The sequence below is a fragment of the Bacillus sp. EB106-07-01-XG149 genome (assembly GCF_058791555.1).
In genome coordinates this window covers 1-15,619 of sequence record NZ_JBYTDP010000016.1, presented here as the reverse complement: position 1 = coordinate 15,619, position 15,619 = coordinate 1, and the positions used below count along the sequence as shown (strand labels likewise).

Here is a 15,619-nt window from a genome sequence, read left to right as displayed (position 1 = left end):
TCCCGTGGTGTAGTGGTTAACATGCCTGCCTGTCACGCAGGAGATCGCCGGTTCGACCCCGGTCGGGACCGCCATTTTATATAAAGAAAAGAACGAAACATGTTGTTTCGTATTTTTTTATTTGTTTTAACAAAAAACTAATAAAGACAGTCAAACTATCCTTAGGAAAACTCCTAAGGACTTTTTTATATATTCAAAACCTGTATAATAAAGAGCAGAGAACATTGTGAGTAAAGTAGGTGAAGTCTGTGAGTAAATATGAAATAACAACAAACTCTTCTGAGGAAACACAAAGATTATCAGAAAAACTAGGTGGACTTGTCGGTGCACAAGATGTAATTATTTTAGAAGGAGATCTAGGGGCTGGTAAGACAACTTTTACAAAAGGGCTAGCAAAAGGTCTTGGAGTGAAAAGAGTTGTAAATAGTCCTACCTTTAATATTATTAAAGAATATAAAGGGAGATTGCCGCTATATCATATGGACGTGTATCGCTTAGCGGAAAGTGAAGAGGACTTAGGTTTTGATGAGTATTTCTACGGTGAAGGAATTACCGTAGTAGAATGGGCTCATTTAATAGAAGCATTTTTACCAAATGAGAAGTTACAAATTAGTTTATTCCATGCTGGAGATGATACAAGGAAAATTGTACTCGAGCCAATTGGAGATCGATATATTAGATTATGTGAGGAGCTATTACAAGATGAAAGTACTAGCAATTGATACTTCAAATTACGTAATGGGTGTATCCCTTATTGAGGAAGGAAACGTAATTGGGGAAATCATTACAAACTTAACAAAAAATCATTCTGTACGTCTTATGCCAGCTGTAGAGAAATTGTTAAAAGAATGTGGTGTAAAACCGAAAGAATTAACTAAAATCGTTGTAGCTGCTGGACCTGGATCATATACAGGTGTTCGTATAGGTGTGACAGCTGCAAAAACATTAGCTTGGTCACTTCAAATACCAATTGTAGGTGTATCAAGTTTAGAAGTAGTGGCTGCAAACGGTGCTAATTTTAATGGATTGATCTGTCCTTTATTTGATGGAAGACGCGGACAAATTTATACTGGGTTATATACATATGAAGGAGAGCATTTAAATTCTATAGAAGAAGACCGAATCATCCTTATTGTAGACTGGTTGCAAATGTTAAAAGATGCAGGAAAGCCTGTTTTATTTATTGGTAACGATGTTAAACTGCACAAAGAGACGATTATCGAACATTTAGGCGAACAAGCTGTATTTGCTCCCTTCACTAAAAATAACCCAAGACCAAGTGAGTTAGCTTTCTTAGGGTTACAAAAAGAAGAACAAGATGTACATTCATTTGTTCCTAGTTATCTTCGTTTAGCTGAAGCTGAAACAAAGTGGTTAGAAAGTCAAAACAAGTAGGAGTCTCCAGAAGATGGATATGATATTTAGAAAGATGGAACTCGATGATATCGCTCAAATTGTAGCTATTGAAGAAGCGTCTTTTTCAACTCCTTGGACTGCAGATGCCTTTCACCGTGAGTTAACGACGAATGAACATGCACATTATGTTGTGCTAGAAAAAGATGGTCGTGTAATTGGGTATTGTGGATTGTGGATAATTATTGATGAATCACATATAACAAATATAGCTATTTTGCCAGAATACAGAGGTCAAAAGCTAGGGGATGCTTTATTGAAAGAAGTTATTTCCGAAGCGAAAGATTTAGGGGTAAAAACGATGACGCTTGAAGTACGTGTATCAAATGAAGTAGCAAAACAGTTATACAGAAAATACGGATTTCAAAATGGTGGAATTCGTAAACGATACTATGCAGACAATCAGGAAGATGGTCTCGTAATGTGGGTGAATATATAATGGAAAAAAATACGATTATACTTGGTATTGAAACAAGTTGTGATGAAACAGCAGTAGCAGTTGTTAAAAATGGAACGGAAATTATTGCGAATGTCGTTGCATCACAAATTGAAAGTCATAAACGTTTTGGCGGAGTTGTACCAGAGATTGCATCCCGTCATCATGTAGAAGAAATTACAGTTGTGTTAGAAGAAGCTTTAAAAGAAGCAAATATCACATTTGATGATATTGATGCAATTGCTGTAACAGAAGGACCTGGGTTAGTAGGAGCGCTTTTAATAGGGGTAAATGCAGCGAAAGCAGTGGCTTTTGCACATGATATTCCTCTAGTGGGTGTTCATCATATCGCTGGGCACATTTATGCGAACCGTTTAGTAAAAGAAGTTCAATTCCCACTACTATCACTTGTTGTATCTGGTGGACATACGGAGCTTGTTTATATGAAAGAACATGGTTCATTCGAAGTGATTGGTGAAACAAGAGATGATGCAGCTGGAGAGGCATATGATAAAGTAGCTCGAACGTTATCCATGCCATATCCAGGTGGTCCTCACATTGATCGCCTTGCACATGAAGGGGAACCGACAATCGATTTGCCTCGTGCATGGCTAGAACCTGATTCGTATGATTTCAGTTTCAGTGGATTGAAATCAGCAGTTATCAACACTGTGCATAACGCAAAACAACGCGGGATAGAAATTGCACCGGAAGATTTAGCAGCAAGTTTCCAAGCGAGTGTAATAGATGTGCTTGTAACGAAAGCATCTCGTGCAGCAGAAGCGTATAACGTAAAGCAACTGCTTCTTGCTGGTGGAGTAGCTGCGAATAAAGGACTTCGCGCACGTTTGGAAGCGGAATTTGCGACAAAAGAAAATATTGAGCTAATTATTCCTCCACTATCTTTATGTACCGATAATGCAGCGATGATTGCAGCCGCAGGTACAATTGCATATGAACAAGGAAAACGTGCTACATTAGCTTTAAATGCAAATCCAGGATTAGATATTGAAGCATAGTTATACACAAAATTAACCACAGCTTGTGGATAAAACCCATATTATCTGTTGATAATATGGGTTTTATTGTGTATATAAAATGTTGATAACTTTTTTGTTAGTTGTGGATAATGTGGAAAAGTTATTTTGGGGTTTATTTTATAAAGGTGGATATGTGTATAAACCTGTGGATAAAGTAGGTGAAGTCTGACCTTTGAATGTATTCTTTTTTGGGAAATAAATCGCAAAAAGATATCTCTAAAAAACATTTTGAAATGTGCCCTTATTATAGGGGCGAGCCAACATTGTCAAACTTTGTCGGTAAATCGGTATGTCGTGTCGAATCGTTTATACCCCAGCTAGAAGATAAAAAGGATGTCGCATAGTCAAAAATCCCGACTTATGAGACATCCTTCTTATTCATACTCTTATAAATGTAATTCTTCCCATTCTGCCATACAAGCATCAAGTTGCTCTTGTAGTGTTTGCTTTTTCGTTGTAATTTCACTAGCCTTTTCATAATCTGCGTATATTTCTGGTAAGCAAAGTTGATCTTCTAACGTAGCAATTTCTTCTTCAAATTCTAAAATATTTTGTTCTAGCTCCTCAATTTTTCGAGTGCGTTGACGTTCTAATTGTTTACGCTCTTTTTCTTCGAGATAATTTAATTTTTCTTGAGCTACAGTTTTTTGAACAGGTGCTTGGTTTTCTTGCTGTTCTTGTTGTTCAAATGCTGCACGTTCAATCATTTCATTTTTCTTCTCCACATAGTAATCGTAATCGCCTAAATACTCTTGTGCACCTTCTGTTGACAACTCAACAACGGTCGTCGTTACACGATTAATAAAGTAGCGGTCATGTGAAACAAATAGAAGGGTGCCTGGATAATCAATTAAAGCATTCTCCAAAATTTCTTTACTATTTAAATCAAGATGGTTCGTAGGTTCATCGAGAATTAATAAATTCGATTTTTGCATCATAAGTTTTGCAAGAGCTAATCGAGCTTTTTGTCCACCACTAAGAGAAGATACTGGTTTTAGTACATCATCCCCTGTGAATAAGAAGTTACCTAATATCGTGCGAATTTCTTTTTCGGGCTGCAGTGGATATTCATCCCATAACTCATTTAAAACTCGCTTAGAAGATGTTAAGTTTGCTTGTTCTTGATCATAATAACCAACAGATACATTGGATCCGAAAGAAACATCACCATTTAATAGTGGTAACTTATTCACAAGTGATTTTAATAATGTGGATTTCCCAATTCCGTTTGGACCAACTAAAGCAACGCTATCCCCGCGAGTTAAGCGCATAGTTACATGTTCAATAATCGGATCATCATCATAGCCGATAGTTGCATCCTTTACTTGTAAAACATCATTTCCACTTTGTTTTTCGATATCGAAGTGGAAGGATGCTGACTTAGAATCACCTAAAGGTCTAGTCAATAATTCCATTCTATCTAATTGTTTACGACGGCTTTGAGCACGTTTTGTCGTAGATGCGCGAGCTATATTTTTTTGAACGAAATCCTCAAGCTTAGCGATTTCATCTTGTTGTTTTTCATAACGTTTCATGTCTTGCTCGTATAATGCTGATTTCAAGTCTAAATATTTACTGTAGTTACCAACAAATCGTCTGCTTTCTTTATTCGAAATTTCATATACTTGTGTAACGAGTTTATCTAAGAAATAACGGTCATGAGAAACGATTAGTATTGCGCCAGGATAGCCTTGTAAATATTGTTCAAGCCATGTTAATGTTTCGATGTCTAAATGGTTTGTAGGCTCGTCCAAAATAAGTAGGTCTGGTTTCGTTAATAATAATTTACCGAGAGCTAATCGTGTTTTTTGTCCACCACTTAATGTAGAAATCGTCGTCTGGTGCGTTTCAACTGGGAAGCCAAGACCACTTAAAATCGAGCGAATATCTGCTTCATATTGATATCCACCTTGATCTTTATAATCTAATTGCAATTGGTCATAATCAGCTAATAATCTTTCATATGTAGCCTCGTTTGAAAAGTTTTCTTCTTTTCCCATCTCTTGCTCTAGCCTTCGAAGTTTTGTCTCCATTTGCTGCAAGTGTGTAAAGACGGTTAACATTTCATCCCAAATTGTTAAAGATGTTTCTAACCCGGTATTTTGAGCTAAATATCCGATTGAGACATCTTTCGGTTTTATAATTTCGCCACCATCATGAGATAGCTCACCAGCTATTATTTTTAATAATGTAGATTTTCCGGCCCCATTTCGTCCGACTAATGCGATACGATCTTTCGTTTGAACTTCTAATTTTATGTTTGCAAGAATCGTTTCTGCACCGTATAATTTCGTAAGCGCGTTTACTTGTAATAAAATCAATGTTTTCACCTCAAATAATTTCTTAACTTTGCCATGTTTATATTTCTCAATCATACTAAAAATAGTGTATAGTTTAAAATAAAGAGAGAATACTTCTTCTCTTTATTATACAGGGAAATTCATGAGTGCTAAACTTCTGTATTTGATTCAAGTATATGAATAAAGATAGGAAGAGAGGAGAGGTTATATGGATCAGCAAAAAATTCCACAGGCCACTGCCAAACGATTGCCTCTATACTATCGATTTATCCAAAACTTATCTCTTTCTGGTAAGCAACGTGTTTCATCAGCCGAATTGAGCGAAGCGGTAAAAGTTGATTCCGCAACGATTCGAAGAGATTTTTCATATTTTGGAGCGTTAGGGAAAAAAGGTTATGGATATAACGTAAATTATTTATTATCATTTTTCCGTGAAACACTCGACCAAGATGATATAACACGTGTAGCACTTATTGGAGTAGGTAATTTAGGGACCGCTTTCTTACATTATAATTTCACGAAAAACAATAATACAAAAATTGAAATGGCGTTTGATGTTAGTGAAGAGAAAGTCGGGACAGAAATCGGGGGCATTCCTGTATATCATTTAGATGAATTAGAAGAACGTTTATCAACTGATATACAAGTGGCAATATTAACAGTACCCGCTACAGTAGCACAATCTGTAGCAGATAGATTGGCAGAAACGAACGTGCATGGTATTTTAAATTTCACACCAGCGCGCTTAAATGTGTCAGATAATATAAGAATTCACCATATTGATTTAGCGGTAGAGTTACAAACACTTGTTTACTTTTTAAAGAATTATCCACAATAAAACGCAGAGGAAGCGACCTCTGCGTTTTATTATTGTTTTTTCTTTGTGAATTTAACTAAGATAAGGCGAAGTGCCAAATTAAAATCAATTGTTGCCATAACTGCAAATAGTATTGTCCACATATTCCAGATTGTATCTGTTACGTTCGTAATGGCGAAGCGTGTAAAGATACATCCTAGAAGGAAGTACAATGCAGCCATGAACAATGGTGAGTTCCTCATACTAAAAATCCTCCGATAAAGCCTTGCATTTTTTCAGCTTCTTTAATCATTTCTTGAATTTGTTCATTGCTCATTAAAACTTGAGCAACTGCAACTAATGTATTCATTGCAACATGAGCCGCGATAGGGACGATAATACGCTTCGTTTTTACATATAAAAAGGCGAATACGAGTCCCATAGAAGTGTATACCAATAAGTGAGTGAAATCAAAATGAATTGCTGCGAATACAAGAGAACTAATGATAGCAGCAATAAAGAAGTTAAACTTCTTATAAAGTGTACCAAATAAAATTTTTCTAAATACGATTTCTTCCAAAATAGGTCCTATTATAGAGATAACGATAAGGAACCAAGGTGTCGTTCTTGCGATATCCATAAGTCTTGCTGTATTTTCTGATCCAGGTTTAATTCCTAATACACGCATTTCTATCATACCGGCAATACTTTGTGAGAAAAATGCTAGGAAGAACCCAATAAAAATCCAACCAATCGTAGCTGGAACAGTAGAGCGCATTGTATCTAAACGTCTGTCACGAATATCTGTTCTAAGTAACCAAAGTACGATACATAATGCAATAAAGAAGCTAATGATTGCCCAGTGGCCAGTTATGAGTTGAAATTTCTCTTCTCTAGTAAATCCTCTGTTATCATAAAGTCCAGTTTTCAGCAGAAGTGGTAATCCAGCAATGGATGATAACTGCATTAAAATGTATGTAACGATAACCCACCAATATTGTTTTTTCAAATGGTTTAACCATCCTTTCTAACTCTAGTGTATGAGATAAGGTAGGATAACATGTAAGTATGCTACCTACGATATAAACTTCACTTAAATTATGTTTTTTTCGTAAATCCTTATTTGAAATTATAATAGAAGACAGGAGAAAGTTGTGTGTATAGCGAAAACAACTTAGGGTGTCCTTTCATATTGTAACATACGAGTAGTGGAAACAACGATTCATATAGTAAAGGTAGAAGAAGAGGGACTCTATATAGAAAAGTGTATAGCTTAATTTGCGAAAAAATTATGATTTTTTTACTTGCAAAAGAAATTGAGATTATTTATTATTATAAGTGTGTTAGCACTCGGGTGACTTGAGTGCTAATAAATAAAATTTACATAACAAAATGAGGAGGTTATTGTTCATGCTAAAGCCATTAGGTGATCGCGTTGTAATTGAGCTTGTTCAAGCAGAAGAAAAAACAGCAAGTGGTATTGTATTACCAGACACTGCAAAAGAAAAACCACAAGAGGGTAAAGTTATTGCAGTAGGTACTGGTCGAGTGCTTGAAAATGGTGAGCGTGTTGCTTTAGAGGTAGCTGCAGGTGATCTTATCATCTTCTCAAAATATGCAGGTACTGAAGTAAAATACGAAGGTACTGACTACTTGATTTTACGTGAAAGTGACATTTTAGCAGTTATTGGTTAATTATATAAATCTTAAAAAATTCAAGGGGGTCAATTATTATGGCAAAAGATATTAAATTTAGTGAAGAAGCACGTCGTTCGATGCTTCGCGGTGTCGACACTCTTGCAAACGCAGTTAAAGTAACGCTTGGACCAAAAGGTCGTAACGTTGTACTTGAGAAAAAATTCGGTTCACCACTTATTACAAATGACGGTGTAACAATCGCAAAAGAAATCGAATTAGAAGATGCATTCGAAAACATGGGTGCAAAATTAGTAGCAGAAGTTGCTAGCAAAACAAATGATGTAGCTGGTGACGGAACGACAACTGCAACTGTATTAGCACAAGCTATGATTCGTGAAGGTCTTAAAAACGTAACAGCTGGTGCGAACCCAATGGGTCTTCGTAAAGGTATCGAAAAAGCTGTTACTGCTGCAATTGCAGAATTAAAAGAGATTTCTAAACCAATCGAAGGTAAATCTTCTATCGCACAAGTAGCTGCTATTTCTGCGGCTGACGAAGAAGTTGGTCAATTAATCGCTGAAGCAATGGAGCGCGTTGGTAACGACGGCGTTATTACTTTAGAAGAATCTAAAGGATTTACAACAGAATTAGACGTAGTAGAAGGTATGCAATTTGATCGTGGATATGCATCTCCTTACATGATTACTGATTCTGACAAAATGGAAGCGGTTCTTGATAACCCATACATCTTAATTACTGATAAGAAGATTTCTAACATCCAAGAAATCTTACCAGTATTAGAGCAAGTGGTACAACAAGGTAAACCACTTCTTATCATCGCTGAAGACGTAGAAGGCGAAGCTTTAGCTACATTAGTAGTGAACAAACTTCGTGGTACATTCAATGTAGTAGCTGTTAAAGCTCCTGGATTTGGTGACCGTCGTAAAGCAATGCTAGAAGATATCGCAATCTTAACTGGTGGCGAAGTAATCACTGAAGAATTAGGTCGTGACTTAAAATCTGCTACAATTGAATCTTTAGGACGCGCTGGTAAAGTTGTTGTAACGAAAGAAAACACAACTGTAGTAGAAGGTATCGGAAATTCACAACAAATCGAAGCTCGCATTGGCCAAATCCGCGCGCAATTAGAAGAAACTACTTCTGAATTCGATCGTGAAAAATTACAAGAACGTCTTGCAAAACTTGCAGGTGGCGTAGCAGTAATTAAAGTAGGTGCAGCAACTGAAACTGAGTTAAAAGAGCGCAAACTTCGCATTGAAGATGCACTTAACTCAACTCGTGCAGCAGTAGAAGAAGGTATCGTTGCAGGTGGTGGTACTTCACTTATGAACGTATACACGAAAGTAGCTTCTATCGTAGCTGAAGGCGACGAAGCAACAGGTATCAACATCGTACTTCGCGCACTAGAAGAGCCAGTTCGTCAAATCGCAATCAACGCTGGTCTAGAAGGATCTGTAGTTGTAGAGCGTCTAAAAGGCGAAAAAGTAGGCGTTGGTTTCAACGCAGCTACTGGCGAGTGGGTTAACATGCTTGAAACTGGTATCGTAGATCCAGCTAAAGTAACTCGCTCTGCACTTCAAAACGCAGCATCTGTTGCAGCTATGTTCTTAACGACTGAAGCTGTAGTAGCTGACAAGCCAGAACCAAATGCACCAGCAATGCCTGACATGGGCGGCATGGGCATGGGCGGTATGGGCGGAATGATGTAATTCCGTTTGCTCGAAAAACATCCATTTCTATATAGAAATGGATGTTTTTTTATGTTTTTTAGAAAAGGAAATGAATTTCTGTAGAATTTTGTCGCTTTCTCTCTTGACCATACGGATACTTCATTGTTAGAATCTAGGAAGATAATATAAAACAATCCTTCATATATCCTCGATGATATGGTTTGAGAGTCTCTACCGGGTTACCGTAAACAACCTGACTATGAAGGCAGTGCGTCTTATATTTATAAAGAGCGGAAGACTATCTTTCTTTATAAAGCCAGACCCCTGCCTTTTCTTTGTTATGAGACTAGAGGCGGAGGACTGGCTTTTTTTATTATATTAGTAATGCTTTTTGCCAAATTGGTGAAAATATTTATATACGAGAACTAACGTTGGGGTGATTATTTTGAAGAAGCAGCATGATACAATTATCGTTTTAGATTTTGGGAGTCAGTACAATCAGTTAATAGCACGTCGAATTCGTGAGTTCGGTGTATACAGTGAACTTCATCCACATACAATTACTGCAGAAGAAATTAAAGCAATGAATCCAAAAGGGATTATCTTCTCTGGTGGACCAAATAGTGTATACGGTGAAGGCGCATTACATTGTGATGAAAAAATCTTTGAACTAGGATTACCGATCTTCGGTATTTGTTACGGTATGCAGCTTATGACGCAACACTTCGGTGGGAAAGTAGAACGTGCAAACCACCGTGAGTACGGAAAAGCTGTTCTTAAAGTAGAGAACGAATCAAAATTATATGCGAACCTTCCAGAAGAGCAAGTTGTATGGATGAGCCATGGTGACTTAGTAACTGGTTTACCTGAAGGATTCGTAGTAGATGCAACAAGTGAGTCTTGTCCAATTGCTGGTATGAGCAATGAAGAGCAAAACTTATACGGTGTACAATTCCACCCAGAAGTACGTCACTCTGAGCACGGTAACGATTTAATTAAAAACTTCGTATTCGGCGCATGTGGTTGTTCTGAAGGATGGAACATGGAGAACTTTATCGAAGTAGAATTAGAGAAAATCCGTGAAACTGTTGGAGACAAAAAAGTACTATGCGCACTTAGCGGCGGTGTAGACTCTTCTGTTGTAGCAGTATTAATTCATAAAGCAATCGGTGATCAATTAACATGTATTTTCGTTGACCACGGCTTACTTCGTAAAGGGGAAGCAGAAGGCGTTATGAAAACATTCAGCGAAGGCTTCCACATGAACGTTATTAAAGTGGATGCACAAGAACGCTTCATGAACAAGTTAAAAGGTGTAGAAGATCCAGAGCAAAAACGTAAAATCATCGGTAATGAATTCATTTACGTATTTGATGATGAAGCTTCTAAATTACAAGGTATGGACTTCCTAGCACAAGGTACACTTTATACAGATATCGTTGAGAGTGGTACAGCGACTGCACAAACAATTAAATCTCACCATAACGTTGGTGGTCTTCCAGAAGACATGCAGTTCAAATTAATCGAGCCTTTAAACACGTTATTTAAAGATGAAGTACGTGTATTAGGATCAGAATTAGGAATTCCTGATGAAATCGTATGGCGTCAACCATTCCCAGGCCCTGGTCTTGGTATTCGTGTATTAGGTGAAATCACAGAAGAGAAATTAGAAATCGTTCGTGAATCTGATGCGATTTTACGTGAAGAAATTATTAAAGCAGGCTTAGACCGTGAAGTTTGGCAATACTTCACTGCGCTTCCTGGTATGCGTAGCGTAGGTGTTATGGGTGACGAGCGTACTTACGATTACACAGTAGGTATCCGCGCAGTAACATCTATCGACGGTATGACAGCTGACTGGGCACGTATCCCTTGGGACGTATTAGAGAAAATTTCTGTACGTATCGTAAACGAAGTAAAACACGTTAACCGTATCGTGTATGATATAACGAGTAAGCCACCAGCAACTATTGAGTGGGAATAGTATTATAAAAAAAGATCCATCTAGTGCTCATGCATAGATGGATCTTTTGTATTTCTACTCTTAATACGAACAAAAGTATAAAATTTTATAAAAACGTTCGCTTTTAAATTGACAAAACTACTTCATCGAGTTAATATGAGTATGTAATTCAAACGAAAAGTGAATATTATGCCGTCGTATAATATCGGGGATATGGCCCGAAAGTTTCTACCTAGCTACCGTAAATGGCTTGACTACGAGGCGTTTAGATAAAGATGAGGGGAAACTTGTCTTTATTCATAGAACGCTTCCACGTATATGCAATGGAAGCCTTTTTTATTTTTAATAGATAAAAGAGGGCTAGGGAGATTACGGCGAGTAATCATATAACGGGGGAAACGTAAGATGAAACGCTATTTTCAGTTTGATGAACTCGGTACAAATTATAAAACAGAGTTCATAGCGGGTTTAACGACATTTTTATCTATGGCTTATGTATTATTTGTCAATCCTGCTACGCTGTCACTTGGAAATGTTAAAGGGTTACCAGCAGGTACAGGAATGGATCCAGGTGCAGTATTCGTTGCTACAGCATTAGCAGCGGCGATTGGTTCGTTAATTATGGGGATCTTCGCGAAGTATCCGATTGCTTTGGCGCCGGGGATGGGAATTAACGCGTTCTTTGCTTATACGGCAGTGTTAACGATGGGTATTCCGTGGCAAACAGCAATTGCTGGAACATTAATGTCAGGTATTATCTTTATTATTCTTACAGCTTCAGGTATTCGTGAAAAAATCATTAATGCAATTCCAACAGAGTTAAAGTTTGCAGTAGCGGCAGGTATCGGATTGTTCATTGCTTTCCTTGGATTCCAAAATGCCGGAATTATCGTGAAAAATGATGCTGTTCTTGTTGGGTTGGGGGATTTAACAAAGGGCACAACGTTACTAGCAATCTTCGGGGTTGTTACGACAATCATCTTCATGATTAAGAAAATAAATGGTGCAGTTTTCTACGGTATGATTCTTACAGCAATCTTAGGAGTAGCGACAGGATTAATTGATACTCCGAAAGCGGTAGTGGGAGCAATACCGAGTCTAGAACCAACGTTCGGTGTGGCGTTAACTCACTTCGGAGATATTTTCACTGTTCAAATGGTGATTGTTATTATAACGTTCTTCTTCATCGATTTCTTTGATACAGCAGGTACACTTGTAGCGGTTGCGAATCAAGCTGGATTAATGAAGAACAATAAATTACCACGTGCAGGAAAAGCATTATTTGCAGATGCGATTGCAACTGTAATCGGTGCAATCTTAGGTACATCAACAACAACGTCTTACATTGAATCTTCTGCTGGGGTAGCAGCGGGTGGACGTTCTGGATTTACAGCAGTTGTAACAGCAGGATTCTTCTTGCTGGCACTATTCTTCTCGCCATTATTAAGCGTTGTAACACCAGCTGTAACAGCGCCAGCATTAATTATTGTAGGGATCTTGATGGTTTCATCTTTAGGCGAAATTGATTGGAAGAAATTCGAGATTGCAGTACCAGCATTCTTTACAATCATTTCAATGCCACTTACGTATAGTATTGCGACAGGGATTGCAATCGGGTTTATCTTCTATCCAATTACAATGGTAGTAAGTGGTCGTCGTAAAGAGATTCATCCAATTATGTATGTTATGGGAGTTTTATTCGTACTATATTTCATCTACGTTCGTAAATAAAAGGGGTTTTTTGAAAGGTCTAGACTTAAGGGGAGTCTAGACCTTTTTTGCGTCTTCAGAAAATCTTAAGGATTTCCGAGCGTTTTTCTTCAGAAGTTTTCCTATAATAGAAGTTAGGGATTAAAAAAGTGATGGGGGAGATATTGTGGCAACCGAAACAATACTTGTCGTAGATGATGAAAAAGAAATTAGGAATCTTATTACAATCTATTTAAAGAATGAAGGATATAAAGTATTGCAAGCAGGAGACGGAGAAGAAGGATTACGTTTACTAGAAGAAAATGAAGTACATCTAGTCGTATTAGATATTATGATGCCAAAGGTAGATGGTATCCATATGTGTATGAAAGTAAGAGAATCGAAAGAAATGCCAATTATTATGCTTTCTGCGAAAACGCAAGATATGGATAAAATTTTAGGATTAACAACAGGTGCAGATGATTACGTAACGAAACCATTTAATCCGTTAGAGTTAATCGCAAGAATTAAATCTCAGTTACGTCGTTATATGAAGATGAATGGTTTTGCTATTCAAAATGAGGACGAGTTAGAAATTGGAGAGATGAAAATAAATATTTCAACCCATAAAGTTATTGTGGATGGAGAAGAAGTGAAACTGACACCGAGGGAATTTTCAATTTTAGAATTACTAGCTCGTAACCCGGGTATGGTCTTTAGTGCGGAACAAATTTATGAAAAGGTTTGGAATGAAAGATCTTTCCAGTCGGATAACACGGTAATGGTTCATATTCGGAAAGTGCGTGAGAAGATTGAGGAGAATCCAAGGAAGCCTAGATATATAAAAACTGTATGGGGAGTGGGATATAAGATTGAAAAAGATATTTAATCCATTTACTTATATTAGGAAAACTAGAGAATTAATTGAAAAGCTAGTGAAGAGGGTGAAGCGGAGTGTACGCATTCAACTTATTACTGCGTTTACTGCTTGTGCGTTGTTAGGGATTTTGTCAGCAAAAGCAGCAGCACCTTTTTTTGAGAATGCGAATCGGCAGGCGACAATCGATTATCGGTCTGGTATGGAGCAAATTAATCAACAAGCTCAAAGTGTGGCAAATAGTTCAGTTCATGAAAATAAATTAGAAGCTATATCAAGTATGATTGAAATAGAGAATCAAAATTTAGAACAAAACTCTAGAGCTTTAAAAGTGTTGGTTACTGACGAGAGTGGAAAAGTTTTATATAAGACGAAGCAGGCGCAAGAAGAACAAATTGATTTGCATAATACAATTCGTAATGCATCATCGTTTGCGATTAATTATATGAATGGTAGAAAAGAATTTGAAAGTACGAGAAAAGAATTTATAGCTTTTGCACCTATTACAATAGAAGATAAGAATTTATACATGTTTGTTAGTGGGATTCCGGAAGGTGAAGTAATATATGATACGCAAGAAGGACCGTTTCCATTTTTCATAGGTGTACTTGTATTTATTTTCTCTTTCTTCTATATAACAAAGAGAAAGATGAAGCAAATTGAAGCGATGGCACAAGGTGTAAAGGAAATAGAAAAAGGTAACTTAGCGTACCGTATTGAGAAGAAAGGTGAAGATGAGATTGCGTCTTTAACCGAGAATATTAATAATATGGCGGAAGAGCTTATGAATAATATAGAAAAGGAACGTAAATTAGAGAAGCAAAAGAATGAGCTTATTACGAATGTATCTCACGATTTACGTACACCATTGACTTCTATAATGGGTTACTTGCGGTTACTTCGAGATTCTAAATATGAAAATAAAGAACAACATGATGAATATACGAGAATTGCTTTTGCAAAGTCGGAGCAGTTAAAAAATTTAATAGAAGATTTATTTGAGTATACGAAGTTAACAAACGAGCAAGTTATATTAGAAAAACAAGAGGTTTGTATAAATGAGTTATTGGAGCAATTAATAGAAGAGTTAGTACCGCAGGCGGAAGAGCATGGACTTACGTTTGTTAAGAAGTTTCCTGAGGAACGTACCTATGCGGCGATTGATTCGGAAAAGATGGTTCGTGTATTTGATAATCTATTAATGAACGCGATTAAGTATAGTAAAGATGATGGGGAGATAAAAGTTTCTCTTCAAAGGCAGCGCCGGGATATACAAATTGTAATTGCGAATCATAGTGAAGAGTTTACGAGAGAAGAGTTAGGGAGTTTGTTTGAACGCTTTTATAAGAAAGATCAATCTAGAAGTAGAGTAACAGAAGGGTCGGGACTTGGATTAGCGATTGCGAAAAGTATTGTTGAGTTGCAAGGTGGTAGTATTCGAGCTGAATATGAGGGTGGTATTATTCAGTTTATCGTCTCGTTACCAATTATAGAAAAATAATAAATGAATAGAATGATATTTGATAAAAAAGCTTATTTTAAAAGAAATAAGCCTTTTTATATTTTTTTAGAAAAACATGTTGACGATTAAGGTTTAGAGGTGTAATATAGAACAAGTCGCCGATGCAATAACGCAGAACGCGGTAAACGAAATAAAAAACTTAGTTGACATTAACTAACGAAGATGTTAACATAAGGGAGTCGCAAATGAGCGACCAAGTAGTTCTTTGAAAACTGAACGAAACAAACAACGTGAAACGTCAATTTTTATTTTTA

At 36.9% G+C, this 15,619-nt stretch carries 14 protein-coding genes and 2 riboswitches; of the genes, 11 read left to right on the top strand and 3 right to left on the bottom strand.

What is annotated here, in order from left to right; all coding sequences use genetic code 11:
• Window positions 1–248: 248 nt before the first annotated feature.
• From tsaE to tsaD, 4 genes are read left to right on the top strand one after another with little or no spacing between them, the layout of a single operon-like run.
• Window positions 249–722 carry a tRNA (adenosine(37)-N6)-threonylcarbamoyltransferase complex ATPase subunit type 1 TsaE gene (gene tsaE / locus AC3WTA_RS28265; protein ID WP_000049636.1) on the top strand — a complete coding sequence of 158 codons (474 nt, stop codon included), beginning with the start codon at window positions 249–251 and terminating at the stop codon, window positions 720–722.
• Window positions 703–1,395: a tRNA (adenosine(37)-N6)-threonylcarbamoyltransferase complex dimerization subunit type 1 TsaB gene (gene tsaB / locus AC3WTA_RS28260; RefSeq protein ID WP_000865750.1), complete on the top strand. Its 693-nt coding sequence runs from the start codon at window positions 703–705 to the stop codon at window positions 1,393–1,395. The genes tsaE and tsaB overlap by 20 nt, the downstream gene beginning before the upstream one ends.
• Window positions 1,396–1,408: 13 nt before the next feature.
• Window positions 1,409–1,852 (top strand): ribosomal protein S18-alanine N-acetyltransferase, encoded by a 444-nt coding sequence (gene rimI / locus AC3WTA_RS28255; protein WP_000367199.1) that lies wholly within the window; start codon window positions 1,409–1,411, stop codon window positions 1,850–1,852.
• Window positions 1,852–2,868 carry a tRNA (adenosine(37)-N6)-threonylcarbamoyltransferase complex transferase subunit TsaD gene (gene tsaD / locus AC3WTA_RS28250; protein ID WP_000414581.1) on the top strand — a complete coding sequence of 339 codons (1,017 nt, stop codon included), beginning with the start codon at window positions 1,852–1,854 and terminating at the stop codon, window positions 2,866–2,868. Before rimI ends, tsaD begins: the two co-directional genes overlap by 1 nt.
• 407 nt (window positions 2,869–3,275) lie before the next feature.
• Here tsaD and AC3WTA_RS28245 read toward each other — a convergent pair whose 3' ends face one another.
• Complete coding sequence (locus AC3WTA_RS28245; RefSeq protein ID WP_000602168.1) at window positions 3,276–5,210, bottom strand: ABC-F family ATP-binding cassette domain-containing protein; 1,935 nt, start codon at window positions 5,208–5,210, stop codon at window positions 3,276–3,278.
• A gap of 187 nt (window positions 5,211–5,397) precedes the next feature.
• Here AC3WTA_RS28245 and AC3WTA_RS28240 point away from each other — a divergent pair, with 187 nt between their 5' ends.
• Window positions 5,398–6,027, top strand: coding sequence for a redox-sensing transcriptional repressor Rex (locus AC3WTA_RS28240; RefSeq protein ID WP_000372703.1), 630 nt, complete (start codon window positions 5,398–5,400; stop codon window positions 6,025–6,027).
• A gap of 29 nt (window positions 6,028–6,056) precedes the next feature.
• On the opposite strand, the gene AC3WTA_RS28235 is transcribed toward AC3WTA_RS28240, so the two are convergent.
• Together AC3WTA_RS28235 and AC3WTA_RS28230 are read right to left on the bottom strand one after the other, a co-directional pair.
• Window positions 6,057–6,248 (bottom strand): YdiK family protein, encoded by a 192-nt coding sequence (locus AC3WTA_RS28235; RefSeq protein ID WP_001246201.1) that lies wholly within the window; start codon window positions 6,246–6,248, stop codon window positions 6,057–6,059.
• Window positions 6,245–6,994, bottom strand: a complete 750-nt coding sequence (locus tag AC3WTA_RS28230; protein ID WP_000745348.1) for a CPBP family intramembrane glutamic endopeptidase — start codon at window positions 6,992–6,994, stop codon at window positions 6,245–6,247. The genes AC3WTA_RS28235 and AC3WTA_RS28230 overlap by 4 nt, the downstream gene beginning before the upstream one ends.
• 401 nt (window positions 6,995–7,395) lie before the next feature.
• On the opposite strand from AC3WTA_RS28230, the gene groES reads away from it, so the two are divergent.
• From groES to AC3WTA_RS28200, 6 genes are all read left to right on the top strand, one after another.
• Window positions 7,396–7,680 carry a co-chaperone GroES gene (gene groES, locus AC3WTA_RS28225; RefSeq protein ID WP_000917306.1) on the top strand — a complete coding sequence of 95 codons (285 nt, stop codon included), beginning with the start codon at window positions 7,396–7,398 and terminating at the stop codon, window positions 7,678–7,680.
• 38 nt (window positions 7,681–7,718) lie between these two features.
• Window positions 7,719–9,353 carry a chaperonin GroEL gene (groL, locus tag AC3WTA_RS28220; RefSeq protein WP_001029984.1) on the top strand — a complete coding sequence of 545 codons (1,635 nt, stop codon included), beginning with the start codon at window positions 7,719–7,721 and terminating at the stop codon, window positions 9,351–9,353.
• A 139-nt stretch (window positions 9,354–9,492) separates the two neighbouring features.
• Window positions 9,493–9,594: riboswitch (purine riboswitch) on the top strand.
• Between the two features lie 165 nt (window positions 9,595–9,759).
• Window positions 9,760–11,298, top strand: a complete 1,539-nt coding sequence (guaA, locus tag AC3WTA_RS28215) for a glutamine-hydrolyzing GMP synthase (RefSeq protein ID WP_000743915.1) — start codon at window positions 9,760–9,762, stop codon at window positions 11,296–11,298.
• 154 nt (window positions 11,299–11,452) lie between these two features.
• Window positions 11,453–11,554, top strand: a riboswitch (purine riboswitch).
• Between the two features lie 128 nt (window positions 11,555–11,682).
• Window positions 11,683–13,008: an NCS2 family permease gene (locus AC3WTA_RS28210; RefSeq protein WP_000833102.1), complete on the top strand. Its 1,326-nt coding sequence runs from the start codon at window positions 11,683–11,685 to the stop codon at window positions 13,006–13,008.
• A 145-nt stretch (window positions 13,009–13,153) separates the two neighbouring features.
• On the top strand, window positions 13,154–13,855 hold the full coding sequence (locus tag AC3WTA_RS28205) for a response regulator transcription factor (RefSeq protein WP_000190041.1): 702 nt from the start codon (window positions 13,154–13,156) through the stop codon (window positions 13,853–13,855).
• Window positions 13,839–15,344, top strand: coding sequence for a sensor histidine kinase (locus AC3WTA_RS28200; protein WP_000719225.1), 1,506 nt, complete (start codon window positions 13,839–13,841; stop codon window positions 15,342–15,344). Before AC3WTA_RS28205 ends, AC3WTA_RS28200 begins: the two co-directional genes overlap by 17 nt.
• The last annotated feature ends 275 nt before the right edge of the window (window positions 15,345–15,619 follow it).

Bases quoted from the DNA above. Each gene is read 5' to 3' on its own strand.
- AC3WTA_RS28240 (WP_000372703.1), top strand. From the start codon at position 5,398: ATGGATCAGCAAAAAATTCCACAGGCCACTGCCAAACGATTGCCTCTA.
- tsaB (WP_000865750.1), top strand. From the start codon at position 703: ATGAAAGTACTAGCAATTGATACTTCAAATTACGTAATGGGTGTATCC.
- groES (WP_000917306.1), top strand. From the start codon at position 7,396: ATGCTAAAGCCATTAGGTGATCGCGTTGTAATTGAGCTTGTTCAAGCA.
- groL (WP_001029984.1), top strand. From the start codon at position 7,719: ATGGCAAAAGATATTAAATTTAGTGAAGAAGCACGTCGTTCGATGCTT.
- rimI (WP_000367199.1), top strand. From the start codon at position 1,409: ATGGATATGATATTTAGAAAGATGGAACTCGATGATATCGCTCAAATT.
- tsaD (WP_000414581.1), top strand. From the start codon at position 1,852: ATGGAAAAAAATACGATTATACTTGGTATTGAAACAAGTTGTGATGAA.
- AC3WTA_RS28210 (WP_000833102.1), top strand. From the start codon at position 11,683: ATGAAACGCTATTTTCAGTTTGATGAACTCGGTACAAATTATAAAACA.
- AC3WTA_RS28235 (WP_001246201.1), bottom strand. From the start codon at position 6,248: ATGAGGAACTCACCATTGTTCATGGCTGCATTGTACTTCCTTCTAGGA.